Source organism: Methylobacterium terricola (assembly GCF_006151805.1).
GTDB lineage: Bacteria > Pseudomonadota > Alphaproteobacteria > Rhizobiales > Beijerinckiaceae > Methylobacterium > Methylobacterium terricola.
Map to the genome: position 1 here is coordinate 658,399 of NZ_VDDA01000001.1, position 24,055 is coordinate 682,453.

Genomic DNA, 24,055 nt, shown 5'->3' on the forward strand with positions numbered 1-24,055 from the left:
TCGTGAGATCGATTACGGCTTTGCCGGTGCAGGCACCGGGGCAGGCGCGGGAGATGGCGCCGGGGCACCCTGCGACGGCGTCTGGCCGTTGCCCTGCTGCGACAGGGCCGCGAGCGAGAGCAGGTTCATCATCTTGGTCACCGTGTCCTTGGTGATCGTGGTGACCATCGAGGTCGGGTCGGCGTTGAGCGCCTGGAACTTCTGGTAGACCGGGTCGTCGTAGATCCCGGCGAGCCGCTTCAGTTCGCCTGCGTCGAACTTCTGGGCGTATTCCTTCGAGAGCTGATCGACGAGGGTGTCGCGCTCCTGGGCGAAGGTCTTGTCGAGGTCCGGGCGCAGCTTGGCGGCCTGCTCGGCGGAGAGGCCGGAGAGCGTCTTCTCCTCGGCCTGCTTGAACGCCACCGTGAGGTTGCGGGCCACGGTCTTGTTGACGATGTCGCGGGCGAGCGACAGCCGCTCGTCGTCGGCCCGGGCCGGGCCCGCGAGGACGAGGGCGAGGGCCAGGAGGGAAAAGGCGAGACGCATCATGCTCATACCCGCTCGATGATGGTGGCGGTGCCCATGCCGGCGCCGATGCAGAGCGTCACCAAGGCCGTCTGCTTGCCGGTGCGCTCCAGTTCGTCGAGCACGGTGCCGAGGATCATCGCCCCGGTGGCGCCGAGGGGATGGCCGAGGGCGATGGCACCGCCATTGACGTTGACCTTCCCCGGATCGACGTCGAAAGCCTGGAGGAAGCGCAGCACCACCGCCGCGAAGGCCTCGTTGACCTCGAACAGGTCGATGTCGCCGATGCTCATCCCGGCGCGGGCCAGCACCTTGCGGGTGACGTCGACCGGGCCGGTCAGCATCAGCGCCGGGTCCGAGCCGATATTGGCGAAGGCCCGGATGCGGGCGCGGGGCTTCAGGCCCGCCGCGGACCCGGCACCCTGCGAGCCGATCAGCACCGCGGCGGCGCCGTCGACGATGCCCGACGAGTTGCCGGCATGGTGGACATGCTCGACCGCCTCGACGTCGGGATGCGCATCGACCGCGACGGCGTCGAAGCCGCCCATCTGGCCCATCTGGACGAAGGAGGGCTTGAGCGCCGCCAGCGACTGCATGTCGGTGCTCGGCCGCATATGCTCGTCATGGGCGAGGAGCGTCAGGCCGTTGACGTCGCGCACCGGCACGACCGAGTTCTTGAACCGGCCGTCCTCCCAGGAGCGGGCGGCGCGCTTCTGCGATTCGACCGCGTAGGCGTCGCACTCGTCGCGGGTGAAGCCGTACTTGGTGGCGATCAGGTCGGCCGAGACGCCCTGGGGCATGAAGTACGACTTGATGGCGATCGCCGGATCGACCGGCCAGGCGCCGCCCGACGCCCCGATGCCGATGCGGCTCATCGATTCGACGCCGCCGCCGACCGCCATGTCGTGCTGGCCGCTCATCACCTGGGCGGCGGCGAAGTTCACCGCGTCGAGGCCCGAGGCGCAGAACCGGTTGATCTGCACGCCCGGCACGTGGATGCCGTAATCGGCCACCAAAGCCGCCGCGCGGGCGATGTCGCCGCCGGCCTCGCCGACCGGATCGACGCAGCCCAGGACGACGTCGTCGATGCGCTTGGTGTCGAGGGCGTTGCGGTCCTTGAGGGCGCGGAGCGCCGTCTCGGCGAGCCGCAGCGCGGTGACCTCGTGCAGCGAGCCGTCGGGCTTGCCGCGGCCGCGGGGCGTGCGGACGTGATCGTAGATGTAGGCGTCGGGCATGGGGCGTCTTCCCGGAATTGTCGTGCGGCGGCCCTCATCGGGGCGCCGGGAGGCGGGCGATAGCTCTTGATGCGGCTTCCGCGGGATCATCCCGATGAAGCAGGAGCGCGCTCCCCGCTCCCGTTTGGGAGAGGGGCCGGGGGTGAGGGGGGCCCGGTTTCCGCGATGACCCCGAACCGTCGAGCTGCGCAGCCTGACGGTCGACGGCTCATCCCGAACCCGAGCCACCCTCACCCCTGCCCCTCTCCCGCACGGGAGAGGGGATCCCGCGCCTTTGTCGGATCTGTGTCGGTCTCGCGGATGACGCGCGAGGCGGACCTTGCCTCGGAGACGAACCTAGAACAGCTCCGCCGGCACCGCCATGACGGCGTCGGAGCCGGCCGAGATCCGGGCGAGCCGGGTGCCGGTCTCCGGCAGCACGCGCTCGACGTAGAACCGGCCGGTGGCGAGCCGCGCGTCGAGGCGCTCGGCGATGCCCTCGCCGGACGCCTTCTTCTCGGCCGTCGCCTTGGCGATCCGGCCCCACATGTAGCCCATGGCGACGAGGCCCATCAGGTGCATGTAGTCGGTCGCCGCGGCGCCGGCATTGTCGGGCTTCGCCATGGCGTTCTGCATCAGCCACATCGTCGCCTGCTGCAGGTGGCCGAGGCTCTTCGTCAGGGGCGCGCAGAACACCGTGAGGCTCTCGTCCCCGGCATTCTCCTTGCAGAAGCCCTCGACCTCGGCGAGGAAGCGCATCATCGCCCGGCCGCCGTCGCGCGGCAGCTTGCGGCCGACGAGGTCCATCGCCTGGATGCCGTTGGCCCCCTCGTAGATCTGGGCGATGCGGGCGTCGCGCACGAATTGCGACATCCCCCATTCCTCGATGTAGCCGTGGCCGCCGAACATCTGCTGGGCGTCGACCGCGTTGGAAAAGCCCCGGTCGGTCAGCACGCCCTTCACCACCGGGGTGAGCAGGCCCATGTGGTCCTCCGCCGCCTGGCGGGCGGCCGGGTCCTCGGAGCGGTGGGCGATGTCGGCCTGGAGCGCGGTCCAGATGACGAGGGCCCGCGCCGCCTCGTTGAAGGCCCGGATGGTCATCAGGGTCCGGCGCACGTCCGGGTGGACGATGATCGGGTCGGCAGGCTTGTCGGGCGCGGCCGCGCCGGTCAGCGCCCGGCCCTGGAGGCGGTCGCGGGCATAGGCCACGGCGTTCTGGTAGGCGACCTCGGACTGGCCGAGCCCCTGGATGCCGACGGCCAGCCGCGCCTCGTTCATCATCACGAACATCGCGTTGAGGCCGCGATTGGCCTCGCCGACGAGCCAGCCGGTGGCGCCGTCGTAGTTCATCACGCAGGTGGCGTTGCCGTGGATGCCCATCTTGTGCTCGATGGCGCCGCACGACACCGCGTTGCGAGCGCCGACCGCGCCGTCGGGGCCGACGAGGAACTTCGGCACCACGAAGAGCGAGATGCCCTTGGTGCCGGCCGGCGCGCCCTCGATCCGGGCGATCACCAGGTGGACGATGTTCTCCGACAGGTCGTGCTCGCCGGCCGAGATGAAGATCTTGGTGCCGGTCAGCGCGTAGGAGCCGTCGCCGTTCGGCACCGCCTTGGTCTTGAGCAGGCCGAGATCCGTGCCGCAATGCGGCTCGGTCAGGTTCATCGTGCCGGTCCAGGTGCCGTCGACCATCTTCGGCAGGTAGGTCCGCTTCTGCTCCTCGGAGCCGTGCACCAGGAGGGCCGCCATCGCGCCCTGCGTCAGGCCCGGATACATCCCGAGCGCCAGGTTGGCGCTCGAGGCGAATTCCTGCATCACGCTGTTGAGGGTGTGGGGCAGGCCCTGGCCGCCATACTCGGCCGGCATCGACAGGCCCATCCAGCCGCCGCCGGCATAGGCGTCGTACCCGGCCTTGAAGCCCTTGGGCGTCGTCACGCTGCCGTCGGGGTGACGGGTGCAGCCCTCCAGGTCGCCGACCCGGTTGAGCGGGGCCAGCACCTCCTCGCAGAGCTTCGCGCCCTCGGCGATCACCGCCTCGACCACGTCGGGCGTCGCCTCGGCGAAGCCGGGCAGGTTGCTGTAGCGCGCGATTCCGAACACGTCGTTGAGGAGGAACAGCACGTCCTCCACCGGCGCCTTGTAGCTCGGCATGTTTCCCCCGCTCCCAAGATCCGATCCAGATCCGTCCGCGGAGGTTGCCGCGGCGAGATAGTTCATATGTAAACTATCGCGGTTCGGAACGAAAGGGGGGCCCGTGCCCTCGGCCGAGGCGTCACGGGTGAGGTCTTCGTCGAGATGGGTTCCGGGCGGCGCCCGCCCCCGCAGGGTGCCGCCTGGGAGAATCGTGCGCCGTCAGGCGCTCGCGACGGCCTTGCCGTAGCTCCGCAACGCCTCGAGCGCCCGCTCGATCTCCGCCTTCTGGTTCTCCAGATGGGTGATCTGCTCGGCGACCTGGGCCGGAGAGAGGGACAGGGACGCGCCTGCGCCGGCCTCGGCGATCTCGTCGCCGTCGACCATCGCGGCGATCTCACGCAGGGTGAAGCCGAGCTCCTTGCCGCGCAGGATCGTCGCGAGGCGCGAGCGGTCGTCCTCGGTGTAGAGCCGGGTGGTCCCGCGGCGCTGCGGGTGCAGCAAGCCTTTCGCCTCGTAGAAGCGCAGGGCCCGCAGCGTCACGCCGAATTCCTCGGCGAGGTCGCCGATCGTGAGCGTCGCGGGCGCCGTCGAGCGGCCGGCCGGCCGGCCGGTGCGCGCGGCGGGTCCGCCGGGACGGGCGGGCGCCCCCCTGCTCTCGGTCTGCCGATCATAAGCCATGCCGTTCCCCCGTTCAGACACGCATCACTGCGGAACCAGCGACGCCCTCAGGACGTCCTGTGACACAAAGAAGGTCAAATGACCTACCTAAGGGAAAGGTAACGTCAACTTGAGCGTGTGTTACTTACGGTAAAATTTGTACCGTGTCAAAGGCTTACAGTGGAAATCACATAACCGTTACGCGGTGGGCCGGGGCGCAAATGGGCCGAAAACGCCCTTCTTGCGTGCGCATATTCACGTAACGGTTGTGAACATAAATCGTCCAGTAGCGAGTTGCGCCCGCAACGATCGCGGCCGTCCTGGCCCTGCCGGCCGACCGAGGGGAAGGCTTAACCCCTTGTTTACCGTGTCGATTGAAAGTGCCCTGAGAAACCTTTCAGGCGGCAGCCACTGACTGGATCTTCACGATCGAGCGGGGCGCGGGGTTTCCGTCGGGCCACAACCGGCGCCTTTCGTGTGATCCTCAGGCCCCTTGCGCAGAGCCCGCTATGAGACGGACCGCTCCCACACTCGATGCCTTCGATCCGGAGCTGCGCGACGCTGCCCGCGAGGCGGCGCGCCGCGCCGGTTTGTCGGTCGACGAGTGGCTCGCCGAGGCGATCAGCGAAGGTTCGGCCCGCGCCGGCGTCCGGCAGCAATCCCGCCGTGCCGCCGGTGGCTCCCGCCGGGCCCGCCAGGACGCATTCCAGGCGAGCGCCCTCCAGAAGCCCGACCTGACCGAGGGCCGCCGGTCCGATCGGGGCTGGCAGCCCGAGCCCCCGCGAGCCCAGCGTCCGCGCCCGAACCGCCCCGCCGGGGAGCCGACCGCACCCGCGCCCGTCGAGCCCGCGGCCGACGCGCGGCTGATGGAGGCGGTGGCGGCGATCGGCCGTCGCCTCGATGCGATCGACCGGCGCATCGTCGAGACCCGCGAGGCCACCGACGATGTCGTCGCCAAGGCCGTGCAGGGCATCGAGACCCGCCTGGCCGAGACCGGCCCGCGCGAGGCGGTGACGCGGGCCGGACGCCGCGCCCGCCCGGCACCCGACAGCCTCGCCGCCGCCGTGGCGGAGATCCGGCAGCGCCAGCAGCAGCTCGACGACGGCAGCCCGGACGAGGAGAAGGACCTGCTGGTCGACGGCCTGCGCCGGGACCTCGCCCGGGTGATGGAGACGACCGAGGCCGCCGCCGGCTCGCTGTCGCCCGCGATCGCCGGGTTGCAGGCCGAGACCTCGCGGCTGCGTGAATCAATCGGGACCCTCGCCACCAGCGGCGACCTCGTAACCCTCGAACAGGCGGTCCGCACCCTGGCCGACGAGGTCCAGCGCGCCCGCGATCCGGCCGACCTCGTCGCCGTCGCCGGGCCGATCGACCTGATGCGGGTCCAGGTCGGGCGCCTCGCCGAGGACGTCGCCGCCAACGTGCATGCCCGGGTCGCCCAGGACGTCGAGCGGCTGGCGCAGCAGGTCGGCGGGGCGCTCGGCTCCGACCGGGCCGGGCTCGCCGATCGCGACGCGGTCGCCAAGCTGTCGAGCGAGATCGACGAGATCCGCGGCCAGATCGCCGTCCTCGCCGAGCCGGCCCGGGTGCAGAACCTCGCCCGCTCGGTCGACGAGCTGACCGAGACCGTCGCCCGGCTCGGCAACGGCATGTTCGACAGCCCCGCTCTGATGAGCGAGCTGCGGCCTCTCCTTGAGGAGATCCGCCAGGGTGTGCGCGCCCCGGCCGCCGACGCGCCGGCGCTCGCGCAGGGCATCGCCGATCTCGACCGCAAGCTCGACGACCTGCGGGCCGAGCGGCGCGAGCAGCCGGCCGCGGCCGGCGACATCCTCGGCCGCATCGACGCGCTCTCGGCCAAGGTCGACCAGGTCGCCGCGGTGAGCACCGTCGGCGATGTGATGGAGCGGCTGGAGCAGATCGGCGTGGCCCTGCGCCAGCCGGCCCTGCCGAGCAGCGACCTCGCCTCGATCCACGGCATGCTGCGCAACCTCGCCGACAAGCTCGACCGGGTCGGGCAGGGGGCGGGCGGCGAGACCCTCGACGGTCTCGAGCGCCAGGTCCTGGCGCTGGCGAGCCGCATCGATACCCGCGGCAGCGATCCGGCCCTGGCGGGCCTCGAGCGCACCATGGGCGACCTCCTGGCCCAGGTCGCGCTGCTGCGCGACGAGGCGCCGATCCAGGCCGCGGCCGAGCGCGCCGCCCGCAGCGTCGCCGATTCGATCGGCGCCGAGCGCAAGGGCGCCGCCGCCTCCGAGGGTCTGGACGGGGTCCAGGCGGCCCTCGCCGACATGCGGGCGCAGCAGGCCGCCGCCGACAAGCGGCTCCAGGCCACCATGGAGGGCGTGCATTCCGCCCTCGAGCAGCTGGTCGCCCGGCTGACCCATCTCGATGCCCGCAGCGAGGCCGCCGCCGCGGTGCCGGTGCTCGCCGCACCGGCGCCCCGCGCCGCCCGCACCCTGCGCGACAACCTCCGCGAGACCACCGCCGCCGCGGCGGAGCGCCCGGCCCGCCGGCCCGAGGCCCCGCGGCCGGACGCCATGAGGCCCGCCGCCCCGAGCCCGGCCGACGAGATGCTCGAGCCCGGCGCGGTCCGCCCGCGTCCGATGCAGGGCGAGGCCGTCCTGTCCTCGGCCCCGCCTCCCGCCCCGGAGATGCCCGCGGGCGACATCAAGGCGAGCTTCATCGCGGCCGCCCGTCGCGCCGCCCAGGCCGCCGCGGCGGAAGCCGCGGGCGCCGGACCGGCGGCGCCGGCGGCCGAGCGGAGCGTCGAATCCCGCGGCAGCCTGGTCGAGCGCCTGCGGGCGACGATCGAGCGCCGGCGCCGGCCGCTGCTCCTCGGCCTCGCGGCGATCGTGCTGGCCCTCGGCACGCTGCAGGCCCTGCACGGCTCCGGCGCCCGGACGAGCGCTCCGACCGTGTCGCAGGCAACCGCGCCGGCGGATCCCGCCACCACCCAGGCCGTCGCCGCGCTGCCGGCCCAGAAGAGCGTGCCGCCGGTCGTCGCGCCCGCCGGCCTGGCGCCCGAGGCCAAAGCCGCCGCCAGACCCGAGGCGGCCAGATCCGAAGCCGCCAAGCCCGAAGCCGCCAAGCCCGAGCCCGCCAAGCCCGAGGCCGCGGTCGAGCGCGCACCGGATGCGGTCAAGGACATGGTCAAGCCGTCGCTGGCGGGGAAGCCGGTCGCTCCGCGGGTCACCGACATGGCGTCCTTGAGCACCGAGCTCGCCGGCATCCCGTCGGGCGCCTCCTCCCTGCGCCAGGCCGCCCTGGAGGGCGACGGCGCCGCGGTCTACGAGCTTGCCAGCCGCACCGTCGACGGCCGCGGCCTGCCGCGGGACGCGGCGCTCGCCGCCAAGCTGTTCGACCGCCTGGCCGGTGCCGGCTACGCCCCGGCGCAGTACCGCCTCGGCAGCCAGTACGAGAAGGGCCTCGGCCTTGTCCGCGATCAGGACAAGGCCCGGCTGTGGTACGGCCGCGCGGCGATGCAGGGCCATGTCCGGGCGATGCACAACCTCGCGGTGATGCTGGCCGAATCCGGCGCTGCCGGCGGGAAGCCCGATTACGCCTCGGCCGCCAACTGGTTCCGGAAGGCCGCCGAGTACGGCGTGCGCGACAGCCAGTACAACCTGGCGGTGCTGCTCGCCCGCGGCCTCGGCATCAACCAGGATCTCGGCCAGGCTTATGGCTGGTTTGCTGCCGCCGCCGCCCAGGGCGACGACGATGCCGGCCGCAAGCGCGACGAGGTGGCGGGCAAGCTGGCGCCGAAGGACCTGGCGGCGGCCCGCGCCGCGGCCGAGGCCTGGAAGCCCAGGATTTCCGACCCGGCGGTGAACGACCCGCCGCCGGCCCGGACCGAGACCGCCTCCAATCCCGGCGCGATGTCGCTGATCGGCGCGCCGCCGCCCCTCAGCGTCGGCAAGGCGGGCACCGGCAAGGTCTAGGCGGGTCACTTGCATCGGGACAGGCCGACGGGCGCGGATCGGAGGATTCGCGCCCGTCCTGCGTTCGGTGGCGGGCGCGGTTTCCCTTACGGCGAAAACATGGTCTAGATCGCGGCGCCCGCCGCACCGGACCGTCCCGTCGTTGCAGATCTACCTTCCGATCGCCGAGATGCCCGTCAGCGTCCTGCTCCTCATCGGGCTCGGCGCCGCGGTCGGCTTCATCTCCGGGCTGTTCGGCATCGGCGGCGGCTTCCTGATGACGCCGATCCTGATCGTCATGGGCATCCCGCCGGCCGTGGCGGTGGCGACCCAGACCGCCCCGATCGTCGCCTCCTCGACCACCAGCGTGCTGGCGGCGCTCCGCCGCAACGCCCTCGACCTGCGGCTCGGCCTCGTCCTGGTCCTGGGCGGGTTCGTCGGCACCAGCCTCGGCGTCTGGTTCTTCGCCGCGATGCGGCGGGCCGGCCAGCTCGACCTCGTCATCACGGTCGCCTACGTCACCTTGTTCACCATCGTCGGCGGGCTGATGCTCGCCGAGAGCGTCCGGAGCTTCTGGGCCCGCCGGCGCGGCAAGGCGCGGCCGGCCCGGCTCGGCGGCGACCACGCCGCTTACCTGGCCTGGCCGCTGCGGATGCGGTTCCCCCGCTCGCGCCTCTATGCCAGCGTGATCCCGATCCTCGGCCTCGCCCTGTTCGTGGGCTTCGCCGGCGCGGTGCTGGGAATCGGCGGCGGCTTCATCCTGGTGCCGGCCCTGCTCTACCTGATGCGGGTGCCGACCGGCGTGGTGGTCGGCACCTCGCAGTTCCAGATCCTCTGCACCAGCTTCGTCGCGCTGGTGCTGCACGCGGTGCAGAACCAGGCGGTCGACATCGTGCTGGCGGTCATCCTGATCGTCGGCGGGGTGTTCGGGGCGCAGTTCGGCGCCCGGGCCGGCCGCAACCTGCGCTCGGACTATTTCCGCTTCCTCCTCGCCATCCTGGTCCTGGCGGTGGGCCTGCGCTTCGCGGTCGAGTTGGCCTTGCGCCCGGCGGAGCCGTTCTCGATCATGGTGCAGGAGGCGCGCTGATGCGCGTCATCGTCCCACTGCATGCCGGGGCGCTGATGCGCGCCGTTCCCGCCCTTCTTCTCTGCTGGGTGGCCGCAGGAGGCGTGCGAGCGGAATCCCTCGTGGTGAGCCTGTCGTTCAACCGGCTCGCCGTCACCTCGACCTATACCGGCACTTCGGTCGCGGTGTTCGGCGCCATCGAGCGCGACGGGCAGGTGGCGGGGCGCTCCGGCGGCTACGACGTGGTGGTGACGATCCGGGGACCCCGACAGGCGCTGACGGTGCGCGAGAAGGAGGCGCCGGGCCCGGTCTGGGTCAACCGGGCCCAGCAGAAATTCGCCGAGGTGCCGAGCTTCCTGACCGTCCTGTCCTCGCGGCCCCTGGCCGATATCGCCGATCCGGCGACGCGCCGGCGCCTGCGGCTCGGCCTCCAGGCCATCGTCGCCGCCCCCGACCTGACCCTGACGGTTCCGAGCCCGGACGACCCATTCCGCGAGGCGCTGCTGCGCCTGCGCCGGCGCGACCGGCTGTTCACCGAGAGCGAGGCGGGGGTGCGGTTCCTGTCGCCCTCGGTGTTCCGCGCCACCGCGCCGCTTCCAGCGACCGCCCCGGTCGGCGCCTACGACGTCGAGGTGGCGCTGCTCGCCGGCGGCGTGCCGCTGGCGCGGCACGAGGGCCGCTTCGACCTCGTCAAATCGGGGGTCGAACAGGGACTGGCGACGCTCGCCCGCGATTGGTCGCTGGCCTACGGGCTTGCCGTCGGCGTCGTCGCGCTCATCTCCGGCTGGCTCGCCAGCGTGATCTTCCGGAGAGATTGATGCCTCGTACTACGCCTCCTGCCGCTCTGATCCTCGGCGGCGCGGGCCTGATCCCGTTCCTGGGGCTGAGCGCCTTGGTGATCCTCGGCCATTCGCCGTTCGGGCTGGCACCTCGCCCGCTGCTGGCGGCCTACGGCGCCGTCATCGCGTCGTTCCTCGGCGGCCTGCGCTGGGGCGCGGCAGCCGCCTCGCCGGATGGGCGGGGCGCGGATTACGTCGTCTCGGTCGTGCCCTCGCTCATCGCCTGGGCGGCCCTGTTCGCGCCGGCGCCGTGGGACCTGCGGGCGCTGGGCGCCCTGGTGCTCGCCTGGGGCCTCGTGGACCAGGACCTGCCGCGGCGCGGTCTGGTGCCGGCATGGCTCGGGCGGTTGCGGCTGGTCCTGTCGGGGGTGGCCGGGCTGGCATTGCTGGCGGCGGGATTTCTTGAGAACAGCCTCATCTCGGGATGACAACTGATTGGTCAATGTTCCCCGACCTTGCCACGGAATATCGACGGGTGGTCGTTGCCTTCGTATATCCACATCGAGACAGTTTCCCCGGCCCTTGAAAAACCAACGGACCGATAAAAACCAACCGCATCGGCATCCGCTATGATCATGTGTTGATGAAAATCCTCATATCGGGCCTTCATCTGCCGAATGATCTCTTTCCCCACGCCGATGCCATGATAATCAGGCAAAACCAACAAATGAGGGTAGTACACCACGAGGAAGCCATCGGAAATTGCGTTGCCCAAGCCGATCAACTTATCTCCGTCCCAAGCGGAGATGACGTTTTCGGAGCGCCTCAGAGCCTTCTGCAACAATTCCGGCTTTTGCGCCGAAGACCACCCATTTGCTTTGTAAAAATGAACAATATCGCGAATAACAAAATCTTTGGTCGATCGGTAGTCGATAGCGCCCACTCGCCTGCTCCTGACGGCTGGCTTGCCCTCGAGGCACAACGATCATCCGCATCGTCGCCACGTTGGCGGCCGGTCGCGAGAGATCCGATCGCGGAGGACCGCGAGATATCTGCTTCGATGATCGCCGCCCCGAGGCGGACGGGACGCTGTCGCGCCCATTCCTGCCAGTGGCCTCAGATGCCGACGCATCGGACCATTTGCTTCCCGTCGAATTGTCGGTGGCAAAATAAGGATGCGGCGACACTTCGAGAACGGGATCAACGGTCGTCTGCGACGACCGTTGGCGTGTTCAGTCGCGCGTCAGCATCGTCCGGCTGATCGCGAAAACCCGTCCGTCGCCGATCAGGTGCGCGGTGAAGCCGCCGGGGAACAGCTCGTCAAAGGCCTTGTCGCGCACGTTGAGCCCGCCGGTCAGCGATCCGAAGGCCGGCATCACCAGCCGCGTCGCGTCGAGGACGAAGCAGCGGCGGCGCACGGCGCGGCCGCGCATCGCCACCTTGCCGACCGGGTGGAAATGGCCGGCGACCTCGCCCGGCTCTGGTTTCGCCAGAGGCTCGTGCCGGAGCGTCAGGCCGCCGATCGTCAGGGTATCGGCGAAGCGGCCGCCGATACCGTCCTGCACCGCCCGGTCGTGGTTGCCGGAGATCCAGATCCAGTCGCGGCCGTCCTGCAGGGCGGCGATCAGGGCGCGGTCGGCGACGTCGAGGCGGGACGGGCCCTGCGCGTCGTGGAACGAATCGCCGAGGCACACCACCCGGGCCGGGTCGAGGCGGGCCACCGCCTCGTGCAGGCAGGCCAGGGTCTCGCGGGTGTCGTAGGGCGGCAGGAACTGGCCCGAACGGGCGGCGAAGGCCGAGCCCTTCTCCAGGTGCAGGTCGGAGACCACGAGCGTGCGGTGCTCCGGCAGCCACACGCCGCCGCTGAGATCGAGGGCGAGGGTTTCTCCGGCCAGGGTCACGCCAGGGGTCTTGTGGGTCTTCTCGAGCTTCAGCGGCAGCGCCACGGTGTCATCTTTCCTCTCCGGAGCGGGGCGCCCTCCGGTCTGTCCCATCATGCCAGCGCCTCGCCGAGCAGAGCCGCCTCGGCCTCGGCCAGGATCTCGTCCGCGCCTTCGCCGTAGACGCGCTCGCGCCCGATCTCGAGCATCACGTTCACGGCGAGCGGCGAGACCCGGTCGAGGGCCTTGTGGATGATTCGCCCCTGGATGCGCGCAAGCATCATACCGAGGCGGGCCACGTCGAGGAGTCCGGTTGCCGCATCCTGCCGCGCCGCCCGCAGCAGGAGGTGGCCGGGCTGGTGCTTGCGCAGGACGTCGTAGATCAGGTCGGTCGAGATCGTGACCTGCCGTCCGGTCTTGCGCTGGCCCGGATGGCGGCGCTCGATCAGCCCGGCGATCACCGCGCATTGCCGGAAGGTGCGCTTTATCATCGCCGATTCGTCGAGCCACTCCTCGAGGTCGTCGCCGAGCATGTCCTGCGCGAACAGGGCGTCGAGGAAGCCGGGCTCGCGGCCGATGCGCTCGGACAGGTCGCGGGTGCCGAACACCGCGAGGCCGTAATCGTTGGCGGCAAAGCCCAGCGGCCGCATCCCGGCCCGCTCCAGCCGGCGCGTCAGCAGCATGCCGAGCGTCTGGTGGGCGAGGCGCCCCTCGAACGGGAAGCAGGCGAGGTAGTGGCGGTTCGCTCGCGGGAAGGTCTCGACCAGGAGATCGCGCGGCCCCGGCAGCACCGACCGGCGGCGCTGCTGCACCAGGTACTCGGCCACCTGCGCCGGCAGCCGGTCCCACTCGAACGGATCGGCGATGAGCGCCCGCACCCGGGCGGCGAGGAAGGTCGAGAGCGGGAATTTCGAACCGGCATAGCTCGGGATTGCCGGATCGGTACCCGGTGGGCCGCGAGTCACCAGGGCCTCGTCCTCGTGCAGGCCCTCGAAGCGCAGGATCTCGCCGGCGAACAGGAAGGTGTCGCCGACCGTCAGGGTCTCGGCGAAATCCTCCTCGATCTCGCCGAGCACCCGGCCGCCCGCCGGCAGCACGCTGCCGGGCTTGGTGCGGTTGCGCCGCGCGAGCCGCACCTTGACGGTGGTCGATTCGATGATCGTGCCGACATTCATCCGGTACTGCTGCGCCGTCCGGGCGTCGCGCACCCGCCACAGCCCGTCCGGCCCGCGCAGGATCTTGGCGAAGCGCTCATAGGCCCTGAGCGCGTAGCCGCCGGTGGCCACGTAATCGAGGACGAGGAGGAAGTCGTCCCGCGTCAGGTCGGCGTAGGGAGAGGCGGCCCGGACCTCGTCGTAGAGGTTGTCGTCGGAGAACGGCCCGGCGCAGGCCATGCCGAGCACGTGTTGCGCCAGCACGTCGAGGGCGCCGATGCGCGGATCGGGCGTGTCCTGCGCCGCCTCCTCGACGGCGTCGAGGGCGGCGCGGCATTCCAGCATCTCGAAACGGTTGGCGGGGACGAGATAGGCCTTCGACGGCTCGTCCATGCGGTGGTTGGCGCGGCCGATCCGCTGCATGATCCGGCTCGCGCCCTTCGGCGCCCCGATATTGATCACGAGGTCGACGTCGCCCCAGTCGATGCCGAGGTCGAGGGTCGCGGTGCAGACCACGGCCCGGAGCACGCCCGCCGCCATCGCGGCCTCGACCCTCCGGCGCTGGGTGGCGTCGAGGGAGCCGTGATGGAGCGCGATCGGCAGCCCGTCGTCGTTGAGGTTCCACAGCTCCTGGAAGGTGTACTCGGCCTGGAGCCGGGTGTTGACGAAGACCAGGACCAGCTTGTGGCGCCGGATCAGGTCGTAGACCGCCGGCATCGACTGCCACGCCGTATGGCCGGCGAGCGGCAGGGTGCGGCCGGTCTCCAGCATGTGCAGGTCGGCCCGGGCGCCGCCCTGGACGGTGATGAGGTCGGCCAGGGCCGGCGCGGGTACCTGCGGCACCAGGTAGCGGCGCAGGGCGTCGGGCTCGCGCACCGTCGCCGACAGGCCGGTCGTAGCAAGGCCGGGTGCGAGCCGGTGCAGCCGGGCGAGGCCGAGGCTGAGAAGGTCGCCCCGCTTCGAGGTGACGAGGGCGTGAAGCTCGTCGAGCACCACGCGCTTGAGGCCGCGAAACAGCGCGGCCGCCTCGCGGTGGGCGACCAGCAGGGCGAGCTGCTCCGGGGTGGTCAGCAGGATGTGGGGCGGACGGGCGACCTGGCGACTGCGCTTGTGCGACGGGGTATCGCCGGTGCGGGTCTCGATCCGGATCCGCTGCTCGAGCCCGATCTCGGCGACCGGCGCCTCGAGGTTGCGGGCGATGTCGACCGCGAGCGCCTTGAGCGGCGAGATGTAGAGGGTGTGCAGACCACCCTTGCCCTCCTCGCCCGCCAGCTCGACCAGGGTCGGCAGGAAGCCAGCCAGCGTCTTGCCGGCCCCGGTGGGCGCGACCAGCAGGGCCGAGCGCCCGGCCCGCGCGGCGGACAGCAGGGCGAGCTGGTGCGGCCGCGGCACCCAGCCGCGCGCGGCGAACCAGCCGGCGAAGGCGTCGGGGAGGGCGGCGGGATCGGACGGGGACGGTCGGTGGGAGGATTTCTTCGGCACGCCCTGCGATGTAGCGCGCGCGACCGTTTCGTGGGATGGCGGCGGCCTCGAACCGTTCCCGGGAGCGCCGTCGTGGGTCTCGAATGCACGCCCTGGATCACCCTCGACGAGTCCGAGCTCGAGGAGACCTTCGTGCGCGCCTCCGGTCCCGGCGGCCAGAACGTCAACAAGGTCTCGTCCGCGGTGCAGCTGCGCTTCGACGTGCGGCGCTCGCCCTCGCTGCCGAACGCCGTGGCGATCCGTCTGATGAAGCTCGCCGGACGGCGGCTCACGGCGGATGGCGTCCTCGTCATCACCGCGCAGACGCACCGCACCCAGGAGCGCAACCGCGCCGAGGCCCGCGCGCGCCTGGCCGACCTTGTCCGAGAGGCCGCGGTGCCCCCGACCCCGCGCCGCCCGACCCGCCCGACGCTGGCCTCGAAGAAGCGGCGGCTGGAGGAGAAGGGCCGGCGGGGCGACGTGAAGAAGCTCAGGGGCGGCAAGCCGGGGATGGATTAGGGACCGTGCGCCGCGTTCCCGGACGGCACCGCAGCCCCCTGAATCCTGGAGCCGCGCGGTCCAAGCCGGGAGACCATCGCGCCGTAGAGACGGCGACCGCTATGGCCGGCCGCACCGCCATGCGCTGGTGCGACAGCCGGCCGGGACCGGAGAGCGGCCCCGCCCGTCGTCACAGGCGGCTGGGGAAGGCGATCACGGCGTCGACCGTATCCTTGATCGCGCGGCCGGCCGGCGCGAAATCCGGCATCGGCACGCCGAGGAAGCGGGTCGGCTCCTCCGGCTGGGGCGCCGGGGCGGTCTGGGCGGCGGCCGTGCGCTGATGCGGCTCCGGCTTGTCGCGCCGGGCCACCGGCTTATCCGCCGCGGGTTTCTGCGCGGCAGGCTTCACCGCCTCGACCTTGGCCTCGCGGGCGGGAGGCTTGGGCGGGGCCGGCTTCGCAGCGGCGGCCTGGACGGCGCGGGTCGGCGGCAGCGGCGGCGCCTCGCGGGGCGTTGCGACCTGGCGGGGCGTGGCGGCCTCGCGGGGCGTGGCGGCCAAGCGCGGCTTGACCGCCTCGCGGGGCTTGACGTCCTCCCGCGGGGTGGCGGCCTCGCCGGTCGTCACGGGCCCACGGGGCGTCTCCGAGGCCTTCGGCACGGCGGAGGGCATCGGTCTGAACGCGCCGGCGGTACCGGTCGCCGCCACGTCCGAGGCAGGCGACCAGCCCCCCGGCACGGATGCGCCCTGGACCGGGCCGCTGCGGCCGGCAGCGGCCGGGGCGACGGATGTGGGCTTCGGATCGAGCAGGGCGGCCGGCATGACCGGCGGCGACGCCGCGGCGGGGGCGGAGGACGGATCGGCGGGCGCGTTGGCGGGCGGGATCGCCACTTGGCGCACCACCGGAGGAGGCGTCGTCCGGAGGGCCGGAATGCCGTCCTTGATCTCCGGCATGTCGGCGACGCGGCCGAAATGCACCTCGGCCGGTCGCGGCCGCAGCAGGTCGCTGATCATCGGATAGGCCGCGGCGGCGAGGCCGGCGCAGCCGCCGATCCCGATCACCGCCAGGCCCGCCAGCATCGCCGGACGGCCGGGGCGCAGGCGGCGCTCGGGCGAGTCCTGGCGCGGCCGGCGCACCTCGGACGGATCGATCTCGACTGGCATCATGGCGCGGGCTCTCCGACTTTCACCTGCCCTCAACCATGAGGAGAACCGCCGAATCAGGCGTGAAGATGTCGGGGAAAAGCCGCAAGCCTGTGGATAACGTGTCGACGATCTCCGGGAGACGGGTCGGGACCGCGATTGACTCGGCACCGGGCCCGGCGCTTCTGGGGCCGGGGGCGTCCCGGGACGACGCGAGGGCGTGTGCGGAAGAGAGTGATGATCGGGGCCGGCCTGGTCGCGGCGGTCCTGGCGGCCGGAGCCGCCGCGTTCATGCTGAACCACCGGGCCGGCGGCGCGCAGGCGGTGGCGGCCTTCCGGGAAGCGCGGGCCTTCGCGGTTTCCGGCCTGCTCCAGCAGGTCGACGGCCCTTACGCGCTGCTGCTCGGCGATTCCCAGATCGAGCGGCTCTACCTGCCGACCCTGTGCGGCGATCCCGTCGTCAATGCCGCCATCGCCGGCACACGGATTTCCGGTCTGCGGGCGGTGGCCGGCTGGATCGCGCTGCCGCGGCCGCCGGAGACGATCGTGGTGACGATCGGCACCAACGACCTGACGCAGCGCCAGCGCTCCGATCCCGCTCGGGCGACCGCGCAGTTCAGGGACGAGGCCCGCGCCCTGTTCGCCGAACTGGCGCCCCGGGCGCGGCGTGTCGTCGCGACCGCGATCCCACCCTTCGATGCGGCGCGCCCGGGGGTGACCCGATTCTACGATGCCGCCGCCGCCCCGGCCTATTCGGCGATCCTGGCGGAGGAATGCGCCCGGGCCGGCTGCCGCTTCGTCGATCCCTACGGCGCCCTGCGCGAGCCCGCCGCGGCGAGCCGGTCGCCGGACGGCGTCCATCTCGGCCTCGACCGCGCGGCGCGGGACGGCATCGCCGCCCGGCTCGACGCCGTATCCTGCCCCGACCGCCGCGCGGATCGGTCGCGGTGAGCCATGGTCCGCGTGGCTCTCGCCTCGGCTCTCCGCTCCCTCCCGGACTACCGAGCGCGCCGCTGTTGCAACTGCAGATGCGTGGCTTTGTGATCTGAAGCTGTCCCTGCTGGCCGGCATGCGACTCAGGGCTGCGAGGCCGCCACGGCGCCCACGGGGCCGCCCTATTGGCTGTCGCGAGCCAGCAAATGACGCCATGATTTCGCAGGCGACCTGCCAGATCATGGTGACGCGGCGATTTTGCCCGGGAAAGTTTTTAGAGTCCGTCCCGGGCTCTTGGACAAAGCGCGCCCTTAGGTTAGCAGAAGCATGGGTCGGGAATTACCCGATTCGGCTGAGCGTGACCGGTGGCTGACGGGTTGGCGAGGACCACGCCAGGGACGCCGCGAGGGCGCCGGCCTCCCCGGTCCCGGCATGGTCGAGGTGGAGATCTGATGACGGCGCGGACTGCGCATCCGTTCGAAGGCATCCCGGTCGGTGGACCGGATGAAGCCCTCGGCCGTGCGCTGCCGGAGAGCGAGACGGGGATGGCCGGCCTGCCGTCGCGCCTCCTCCTCGACGCTCTGCCGCAGAAGATCTGGATGCTCGACCGCGACGGGATCGTCCAGTTCGCCAACCGGGCGGTGCGGGAGATCGGCTCGAGCCTCGGCGAGCCCGATGGCTGGGACAGCGTGATCCACCCGAAGGATCGCGCCCGGGCGGCGGCGGCGCGCGCCTCCGCGATCAAGTCGGGCCAGCCCTACGACCTGACGATCCGCCTGCGCGACACCAGCGGGCGCTGGCACTGGCACCAGACCGACCTGGTGCCGATCCGCGAGGGGGCCTCCCTCACCGGGTGGATGATGAGCGCCGCCGACGTCGACGACGTCGTCGCCGACAATCAGGCGCTCGAGGCCACCACCAACCTGCTGCTCCTCACCCACAAGGCCGCCGGCGTAGGCCTGTGGGACTGGAACATGCGCACCGGCGCGCTCTCCCTCTCGGCGGAGGGCGCGCGCCTGCACGGCCTCTCGGCCCAGGCCTGCATCATCACCTCCTCGGCCTGGACCAGCCTGGTCCATGCCGACGACCGCGCCATGCTGTGGGACGCGGTGACCAAGGCCGTCACCACCCGTACCCCGTTCTCGGTCGACGTGCGGGTGACGGCGGAGCATGGCGGCGTGCGCTGGATCCAGAGCCTCGGCCGCGTCCTCGACGATGCGCAGGGCCTGAGCGGGCGCATCGTCGGGCTCACCCTCGACATCACCGCCCGCAAGCGGGCCGAGCAATCCCTGGCGAACGCCAAGGAAGGGGCCGAGAAGGCCAACCGGGCGAAGTCGGACTTCCTGGCGATGATGAGCCACGAGATCCGCAACCCGCTCAACGCGGTGCTCGGCTATACCGAATTGATGCTGACCCGCTCGCGCGAGCCCGAGACCCTGCGCCATCTCGCCGCCGTCCAGGAGGCCGGCGAGATCCTGATCCGCGTCGTCGACGACGTGCTCGACGTGGCCCAGATCGAGGCCGGCCAGGTCGCCCTCGACCCGGAGGCCTTCCTCCTCGCCGACCTGCTGGAGGGCACCGCCGCCGTCGCCCGGGGTGCCGCTTCGCGCAAGGGCGTGGCGGTCGAGGTCCTGCGCGACCCCGCGACGCCGACGCTGGTGCTGGGCGATGTCGGGCGCCTACGCCAGGTGCTGCTGAACCTGCTCACCAACGCGGTGAAGTTCACGCCGGCCGGGCGGGTCGTCCTGGCGGTATCGCCGGAGACCGGTCGGGGCGGCGAGGGCCGGCTGCTCTTCACCGTGAGCGATACCGGCATCGGCATGTCGGCGGCGCAGCAGGAGCGGCTGTTCGTGCCGTTCGGCCAGGGCGACGAATCGATCCGCCGCCGCTTCGGCGGCAGCGGCCTCGGCCTGGTGATCTGCCGCCACCTCGTCGAGCTGATGGGCGGTCAGATCGGCGTCACCAGCGAGCCGGGCCGCGGCACCCGGATCTGGTTCGCCGTGATGCTGCCGCCGGCCTGACGACCGTTTCCGTTCCGGCCCGCGAGCGACTATCTATCCCCCATGCAGTGGACGGATGACGGGCTGGTTCTCGGGGCGCGGCGGCACGGCGAGACCGGCGTCGTCCTCGAGCTGATGACGGAGGCGCATGGCCGCCATCTCGGCCTCGTCCATGGCGGGCGCTCGCGCCGGATGCAGCCGGTGCTCCAGCCCGGCAACCTGGTACGGGCTGTGTGGCGGGCGAGGCTCGACGAGGGCCTGGGCGCCTATGCGGTCGAGCCGCTGGAAAGCGCCAGTGCCCGGCTGATCGGCTCGCGCCTCGCCCTCTACGGCATCGGCTACGCCGCCGGGCTGATGCGGCTCCTCCCCGAACGCGATCCCCACCCGGCTTTGTTCGCCGCCGCCCGGGTGCTGATCGAGCACCTGCACGAGCCCGCGGTGGCGCCGGCCCTGATGGTGCGCTTCGAGCTCGCGATGCTCGCCGAGCTCGGCTTCGGCCTCGATCTCTCCGCCTGTGCCGCCACCGGCACCAACGAGTACCTGGCCTACGTCTCGCCGAAGAGCGGGCGGGCGGTCAGCGCCGCCGCCGGCGAGCCCTGGCGCGACCGGTTGCTGGCCTTGCCCGACTTCCTGGTCGACCGGAGCGACCGGCGCGGCCTCAACGTGCCGACCTCCACGGAGGTCAAGCAAGGCTTTACCTTAACGGGTTATTTCCTCGACCAGCACATCTGGGGGCCGCGCGACGTCGCAGAGCCGGAGGAGCGGGTCCGCTTCGTGGCGCTGGGCACCGCCGGGGCCCTGTCGGATCGTTGAATGCACCGTGTGTCGTGCACGGAAAGGTTGTCCATCCGTTCCTGGCAATCGGCGGATGTTCGTGTTATGTTCTGGTCTTGAGACCGCCGAAATCGTGAGTTGACGTCCGCCCATGGGAAAGCCCTTCGAGCCACCCTCCGACCGCGACGGGATCGAGAACGTCGACCTGAAGGCGGCGCTGGAGGAGCGCTACCTCGCCTACGCGCTCTCGACCATCATGCACCGGGCGCTGCCCGATGCCCGCGACGGCCTCAAGCCCGTGCACCGGCGCATCCTGCACGCGATGCGCCTGCTGCGCCTCGACCCCGGCAGCTCGTTCAAGAAATGCGCCCGCGTCGTCGGCGACGTCATCGGTAAATACCATCCCCACGGCGACGTCGCGGTCTACGACGCCCTGGTGCGCCTCGCGCAGGACTTCGCCCAGCGCTATCCGCTGGTCGACGGCCAGGGCAATTTCGGCAACATCGACGGCGACAACCCGGCGGCCCAGCGGTACACCGAGTGCCGGATGACCGAGGTCGCCCGCCTCCTCCTGGAGGGGATGGACGAGGACGCGGTCGATTTCCGCCCGAACTACGACGGGCAGGAGGAGGAGCCGGTCGTCCTGCCGGCGGCCTTCCCGAACCTGCTCGCCAACGGCTCGCAGGGCATCGCCGTCGGCATGGCGACCTCGATCCCGCCGCACAACGTGGCGGAGCTGTGCGAGGCGGCGCTCTACCTGATCGGCCACCGCGACGCGACCTCCGAGCAGCTGACGCATTTCGTCAAGGGACCGGACTTCCCGACCGGCGGCATCGTGATCGATTCGGCGGCCTCGATCGCCGAGGCCTACCGCACCGGCCGCGGCGGCTTCCGGGTGCGGGCGCGCTGGCAGAAGGAGGATCTCGGCCGCGGCACCTGGGCGGTCGTCGTCACCGAGATCCCCTACGGCGTGCCGAAGGCCCGGCTGATCGAGAAGATGGCCGAGCTTCTCCAGGAGAAGAAGCTGCCTCTGCTGGCCGACGTGCGCGACGAATCGGCCGAGGACGTGCGGGTGGTGCTCGAGCCGCGCTCGCGCACCGTCGATCCCGTCGTGATGATGGAATCGCTGTTCCGGCTCACCGAGCTGGAGAGCCGCATCTCCCTCAACATGAACGTGCTGGTCGGCGGGACGGTGCCGCGGGTGATCGGCCTGGCCGAGGCCCTGCGCGAATGGCTCGACCATCGCCGGGTCGTGCTGCAGCGCCGCTCGCGCCACCGCCTCGCCCAGATCGAGCGCCGGCTCGAGATCCTCGGCGGCCTGCTCATCGTCTATCTCGACCTCGACCGGGTCATCCAGATCATCCGCGAGGAGGACGAGCCGAAGGCCGAGCTGATCCGGGTCTTCGAACTCACCGAGTTGCAGGCCAACGCCATCCTCGACACCCGCCTGCGCTCCCTGCGCAAGCTCGAAGAGATGGAGCTGAAGCGCGAGCACGAGACGCTGACCGCCGAGAAGGCCGATCTCGACGGGCTGCTCGGCTCCGACGACCGGCAGTGGAAGGCGATCACCAAGCAGATCCGCGAGGTGCGCAAGACCTACGGCCCCGAGACCCCGCTCGGCCGCCGCCGCACGACGCTCGAGAACCCGCCCGACACCTCCGGCATCGATTTCTCGGAGGCGATGGTCGAGCGCGAGCCGATCACCGTGATCGTGTCGCAGAAGGGCTGGATCCGGGCGCTGAAGGGCCACGTCGCCGACCTCTCGGCCGTGCAGTTCAAGGGTGACGACGCCCTGAAGATCGGCTTCCCGACCGAGACGACCGCCAAGATCCTGGTGCTCGCCTCGAACGGCAAGGTGTTCACGCTCGACGCCGCCAAGCTCCCGGGCGGGCGCGGCGTCGGCGATCCGGTCCGCCTGATGGTCGACATGGACGAGGGCTCGGAGATCGTCACCGTCTGGGCCCACAAGCCCGGCGTGAAGCTCCTGCTCGCCACCACCGACGGTCGTGGCTTCGTCACCCCGGCCGATGGTCTCGTCGCCAATACGCGCAAGGGCAAGCAGGTGATCGGCCTCGACGAGCCGGCGACGGCGAGCCTCGTCGTCGAGGTGGGGGAGGGCGACCACGTCGCGGCCTGCGGCACCAACCGCCTGCTGACCGTCTTCCCGCTCGCCGAGATCCCCGAGATGGTCCGCGGCAAGGGCGTGCGGCTGCAGAAGTACCGCGACGGGACCCTGGAATCGGTGACGATCTTCCGCCTCGCCGACGGCCTGACCTGGCCCGACAGCGCCGGGCGCACCCGCACCGTGACCGGCGAGGAGCTGGCGAAGTGGGTCGGCCACCGTGGCACCGCCGGCACGATGGCGCCGCGGGGCTATCCCAAAGCCGGCCGCCCGTGACCGGGGCCCGGATCGCGCATGGCGGGCGGGCTGCAACCCCAAGGAGAGGGTACCCGAGAGGGTGAGGAGGAGAGCGACGAGGAGCGCCAGCGGGCCCGGCTCGCCCGCGACATCCTCGTCCACAACGAGCAGGTGAAGCTCACGGCCAATCTGATGAATATCGGGGCGGCCGGCTTCACCATCACGGGCATCGTCGCGCCGCTCACCGCCGCCATGGCGACGACGGGCCGCGTCACTGCGCCCGCCCTCGCGCTGATGGTCGTTTGGTTCGTGCTCGGCGTTGGTCTACACTTCGGTGCGAGGCTGACGTTGACGAACCTGCGATGATGAGCCTGACGACCTACGCTCTGGTCCTGGTGCCCTGCTTGGTCGGTGCGGCCGCCCTGATCGGCGTGATGGCCTCGCGCCGGTCGGCCGCCCGGCTCGACCGGCGCGCGGCGGCGATCGAGGCGGAGGCATCGCCACCTCAGCGGCCGCGGGTGCATCCGGAGGCGATGCGGCGGGTCGTTGGGCGCTGATCGACGGTCAGAGGGCCGGCGACCTCTACAAGGTCGGGATGCAGCTCAAGGACCAGCGCCCGCAATGCGCGCAGGAGGGCATCATGCTGGGGTTTCCAGCGCTACGATCTGCTCGAACGTGCCGATTGGCTCTGCCATGCACGACCATTGCCAAGCTCTCGCCCCGCCCGCGAGCGATGATCCGGTCGAGCATCCCGGCCGGACACTCCGCCATGGCGTCACGCGCGCTGAGCCGACTCGTCATGAGGCAGCGCGAGGCCTGAAATCAGTCAACTGCCCTCGGGCAGGGAACGCCGGGCTGGCAAGCCCAGTCTAAACCCACTGCCCCATGGCCCCCTCCGCCGCCCGGCGGATCGCCGTGATGTTGGCGCCGTAAGCCTCGCGGCCGCCCTTGAAGGTGGCGGAGCCGGCCACGAGGGCGTTCGCCCCCGCCGCCACGACGGCCGGCGCCGTCTCCGGCGTCACGCCGCCATCGACCTCGATGTCGATGTCGCGGCCGGCGGTCATGGCGCGTACGCGCGACACCGTCTCGCAGACCGAGCCGATGAAGCTCTGGCCGCCGAAGCCCGGATTGACCGTCATGCACAGAACGAGGTCGACCATGTCGAGCACCGGCTCGACGAGGCTGGCCGGCGAGCCCGGGTTGATCGCCACGCCGGCCTTCTTGCCGAGCGCCCGGATGGTCTGGAGCGAGCGGTGCAGGTGGGGACCGGCCTCGGCATGGACGGTGATGATGTCGGCGCCGGCCTCGGCGAAGGCCTCGAGGTAGGGATCGGCCGGGGCGATCATCAGGTGGACGTCGAACACCGCCGTCGTGTGCGGGCGCAGCGCCTTCACCACGACGGGGCCGAAGGTGATGTTCGGCACGAAGTGGCCGTCCATCACGTCGATATGGACCCAGTCGGCCCCGGCCGCGACCACGTCGCGGACTTCCTCGCCGAGCCGCGCGAAATCGGCCGACAGGATCGAGGGGGCGATTACCAGCGGACGGGTCATGGCAGGCCTCTCAAGACGCGCAAAAGGCCAGG

The 24,055-nt window shown here is 71.4% G+C and carries 20 protein-coding genes; 11 read left to right on the top strand and 9 right to left on the bottom strand.

Annotated features, from left to right (window positions below; translation table 11 throughout):
• Positions 1-12: 12 nt before the first annotated feature.
• From FF100_RS02870 to FF100_RS02885, 4 genes are all read right to left on the bottom strand, one after another.
• Positions 13-534, bottom strand: a complete 522-nt coding sequence (locus FF100_RS02870) for a hypothetical protein (protein WP_246101887.1) — start codon at positions 532-534, stop codon at positions 13-15.
• Positions 531-1,739 (bottom strand): acetyl-CoA C-acetyltransferase, encoded by a 1,209-nt coding sequence (locus tag FF100_RS02875; RefSeq protein ID WP_139034032.1) that lies wholly within the window; start codon positions 1,737-1,739, stop codon positions 531-533. The genes FF100_RS02870 and FF100_RS02875 overlap by 4 nt, the downstream gene beginning before the upstream one ends.
• Positions 1,740-2,075: 336 nt before the next feature.
• The gene (locus tag FF100_RS02880) at positions 2,076-3,869 is read right to left on the bottom strand and encodes an acyl-CoA dehydrogenase C-terminal domain-containing protein (RefSeq protein ID WP_139034033.1); all 1,794 of its coding nucleotides are present in this window, start codon (positions 3,867-3,869) and stop codon (positions 2,076-2,078) included.
• Positions 3,870-4,070: 201 nt separating this feature from the next.
• On the bottom strand, positions 4,071-4,529 hold the full coding sequence (locus FF100_RS02885) for a MerR family transcriptional regulator (protein ID WP_139034034.1): 459 nt from the start codon (positions 4,527-4,529) through the stop codon (positions 4,071-4,073).
• A gap of 488 nt (positions 4,530-5,017) precedes the next feature.
• Between FF100_RS02885 and FF100_RS02890 the strand changes: the two genes are divergently transcribed.
• The 4 genes from FF100_RS02890 (at position 5,018) to FF100_RS02905 (ending at position 10,758) form a co-directional block, all read left to right on the top strand.
• Positions 5,018-8,446 carry an SEL1-like repeat protein gene (locus FF100_RS02890; RefSeq protein WP_139034035.1) on the top strand — a complete coding sequence of 1,143 codons (3,429 nt, stop codon included), beginning with the start codon at positions 5,018-5,020 and terminating at the stop codon, positions 8,444-8,446.
• A gap of 142 nt (positions 8,447-8,588) precedes the next feature.
• Positions 8,589-9,512 carry a sulfite exporter TauE/SafE family protein gene (locus FF100_RS02895; protein ID WP_139034036.1) on the top strand — a complete coding sequence of 308 codons (924 nt, stop codon included), beginning with the start codon at positions 8,589-8,591 and terminating at the stop codon, positions 9,510-9,512.
• On the top strand, positions 9,512-10,309 hold the full coding sequence (locus FF100_RS02900; RefSeq protein ID WP_139034037.1) for a TIGR02186 family protein: 798 nt from the start codon (positions 9,512-9,514) through the stop codon (positions 10,307-10,309). The genes FF100_RS02895 and FF100_RS02900 overlap by 1 nt, the downstream gene beginning before the upstream one ends.
• Positions 10,309-10,758 (top strand): DUF3429 domain-containing protein, encoded by a 450-nt coding sequence (locus FF100_RS02905; protein WP_139034038.1) that lies wholly within the window; start codon positions 10,309-10,311, stop codon positions 10,756-10,758. Before FF100_RS02900 ends, FF100_RS02905 begins: the two co-directional genes overlap by 1 nt.
• An 11-nt stretch (positions 10,759-10,769) precedes the next feature.
• On the opposite strand, the gene FF100_RS02910 is transcribed toward FF100_RS02905, so the two are convergent.
• The 3 genes from FF100_RS02910 to FF100_RS02920 all read right to left on the bottom strand — a co-directional run bounded on the left by FF100_RS02910 (position 10,770) and on the right by FF100_RS02920 (position 14,786).
• Complete coding sequence (locus FF100_RS02910; RefSeq protein WP_205824742.1) at positions 10,770-11,213, bottom strand: GNAT family N-acetyltransferase; 444 nt, start codon at positions 11,211-11,213, stop codon at positions 10,770-10,772.
• Between the two features lie 289 nt (positions 11,214-11,502).
• Complete coding sequence (gene pdeM, locus FF100_RS02915; protein WP_139034039.1) at positions 11,503-12,216, bottom strand: ligase-associated DNA damage response endonuclease PdeM; 714 nt, start codon at positions 12,214-12,216, stop codon at positions 11,503-11,505.
• Between the two features lie 47 nt (positions 12,217-12,263).
• Positions 12,264-14,786: a ligase-associated DNA damage response DEXH box helicase gene (locus FF100_RS02920; RefSeq protein WP_139034040.1), complete on the bottom strand. Its 2,523-nt coding sequence runs from the start codon at positions 14,784-14,786 to the stop codon at positions 12,264-12,266.
• A 72-nt stretch (positions 14,787-14,858) separates the two neighbouring features.
• On the opposite strand from FF100_RS02920, the gene arfB reads away from it, so the two are divergent.
• A complete protein-coding gene (arfB, locus tag FF100_RS02925) occupies positions 14,859-15,284 on the top strand; it encodes an alternative ribosome rescue aminoacyl-tRNA hydrolase ArfB (protein WP_139034041.1) in 426 nt (141 codons plus the stop codon).
• A 169-nt stretch (positions 15,285-15,453) separates the two neighbouring features.
• On the opposite strand, the gene FF100_RS02930 is transcribed toward arfB, so the two are convergent.
• Positions 15,454-16,428 (bottom strand): chemotaxis protein CheA, encoded by a 975-nt coding sequence (locus FF100_RS02930; protein ID WP_139034042.1) that lies wholly within the window; start codon positions 16,426-16,428, stop codon positions 15,454-15,456.
• A 213-nt stretch (positions 16,429-16,641) separates the two neighbouring features.
• On the opposite strand from FF100_RS02930, the gene FF100_RS02935 reads away from it, so the two are divergent.
• The 6 genes from FF100_RS02935 (at position 16,642) to FF100_RS02960 (ending at position 23,027) form a co-directional block, all read left to right on the top strand.
• A complete protein-coding gene (locus tag FF100_RS02935; protein ID WP_139034043.1) occupies positions 16,642-17,355 on the top strand; it encodes an SGNH/GDSL hydrolase family protein in 714 nt (237 codons plus the stop codon).
• 434 nt (positions 17,356-17,789) lie between these two features.
• Complete coding sequence (locus FF100_RS02940; protein ID WP_139034044.1) at positions 17,790-19,358, top strand: PAS domain-containing sensor histidine kinase; 1,569 nt, start codon at positions 17,790-17,792, stop codon at positions 19,356-19,358.
• Between the two features lie 42 nt (positions 19,359-19,400).
• The gene (gene recO / locus FF100_RS02945; RefSeq protein ID WP_139034045.1) at positions 19,401-20,150 is read left to right on the top strand and encodes a DNA repair protein RecO; all 750 of its coding nucleotides are present in this window, start codon (positions 19,401-19,403) and stop codon (positions 20,148-20,150) included.
• Positions 20,151-20,262: 112 nt separating this feature from the next.
• On the top strand, positions 20,263-22,509 hold the full coding sequence (gene parC / locus FF100_RS02950) for a DNA topoisomerase IV subunit A (protein WP_139034046.1): 2,247 nt from the start codon (positions 20,263-20,265) through the stop codon (positions 22,507-22,509).
• Between the two features lie 18 nt (positions 22,510-22,527).
• Entirely contained in the window at positions 22,528-22,836 is a 309-nt protein-coding gene (locus FF100_RS02955; RefSeq protein WP_139034047.1) for a hypothetical protein, read from the top strand.
• On the top strand, positions 22,833-23,027 hold the full coding sequence (locus FF100_RS02960; protein ID WP_139034048.1) for a hypothetical protein: 195 nt from the start codon (positions 22,833-22,835) through the stop codon (positions 23,025-23,027). The genes FF100_RS02955 and FF100_RS02960 overlap by 4 nt, the downstream gene beginning before the upstream one ends.
• Positions 23,028-23,339: 312 nt before the next feature.
• On the opposite strand, the gene rpe is transcribed toward FF100_RS02960, so the two are convergent.
• Positions 23,340-24,023 carry a ribulose-phosphate 3-epimerase gene (rpe, locus tag FF100_RS02965; RefSeq protein WP_139034049.1) on the bottom strand — a complete coding sequence of 228 codons (684 nt, stop codon included), beginning with the start codon at positions 24,021-24,023 and terminating at the stop codon, positions 23,340-23,342.
• Between the last annotated feature and the right edge of the window lie 32 nt (positions 24,024-24,055).

Coding starts and splice junctions, on each gene's coding strand:
- FF100_RS02900 (WP_139034037.1), top strand. CDS start 9,512: ATGCGCGTCATCGTCCCACTGCATGCCGGGGCGCTGATGCGCGCCGTT.
- FF100_RS02870 (WP_246101887.1), bottom strand. CDS start 534: ATGAGCATGATGCGTCTCGCCTTTTCCCTCCTGGCCCTCGCCCTCGTC.
- FF100_RS02880 (WP_139034033.1), bottom strand. CDS start 3,869: ATGCCGAGCTACAAGGCGCCGGTGGAGGACGTGCTGTTCCTCCTCAAC.
- rpe (WP_139034049.1), bottom strand. CDS start 24,023: ATGACCCGTCCGCTGGTAATCGCCCCCTCGATCCTGTCGGCCGATTTC.
- FF100_RS02875 (WP_139034032.1), bottom strand. CDS start 1,739: ATGCCCGACGCCTACATCTACGATCACGTCCGCACGCCCCGCGGCCGC.
- FF100_RS02960 (WP_139034048.1), top strand. CDS start 22,833: ATGATGAGCCTGACGACCTACGCTCTGGTCCTGGTGCCCTGCTTGGTC.
- FF100_RS02955 (WP_139034047.1), top strand. CDS start 22,528: ATGGCGGGCGGGCTGCAACCCCAAGGAGAGGGTACCCGAGAGGGTGAG.
- FF100_RS02935 (WP_139034043.1), top strand. CDS start 16,642: ATGATCGGGGCCGGCCTGGTCGCGGCGGTCCTGGCGGCCGGAGCCGCC.
- FF100_RS02940 (WP_139034044.1), top strand. CDS start 17,790: ATGACGGCGCGGACTGCGCATCCGTTCGAAGGCATCCCGGTCGGTGGA.
- FF100_RS02890 (WP_139034035.1), top strand. CDS start 5,018: ATGAGACGGACCGCTCCCACACTCGATGCCTTCGATCCGGAGCTGCGC.
- recO (WP_139034045.1), top strand. CDS start 19,401: ATGCAGTGGACGGATGACGGGCTGGTTCTCGGGGCGCGGCGGCACGGC.
- FF100_RS02885 (WP_139034034.1), bottom strand. CDS start 4,529: ATGGCTTATGATCGGCAGACCGAGAGCAGGGGGGCGCCCGCCCGTCCC.
- parC (WP_139034046.1), top strand. CDS start 20,263: ATGGGAAAGCCCTTCGAGCCACCCTCCGACCGCGACGGGATCGAGAAC.
- FF100_RS02930 (WP_139034042.1), bottom strand. CDS start 16,428: ATGATGCCAGTCGAGATCGATCCGTCCGAGGTGCGCCGGCCGCGCCAG.
- FF100_RS02905 (WP_139034038.1), top strand. CDS start 10,309: ATGCCTCGTACTACGCCTCCTGCCGCTCTGATCCTCGGCGGCGCGGGC.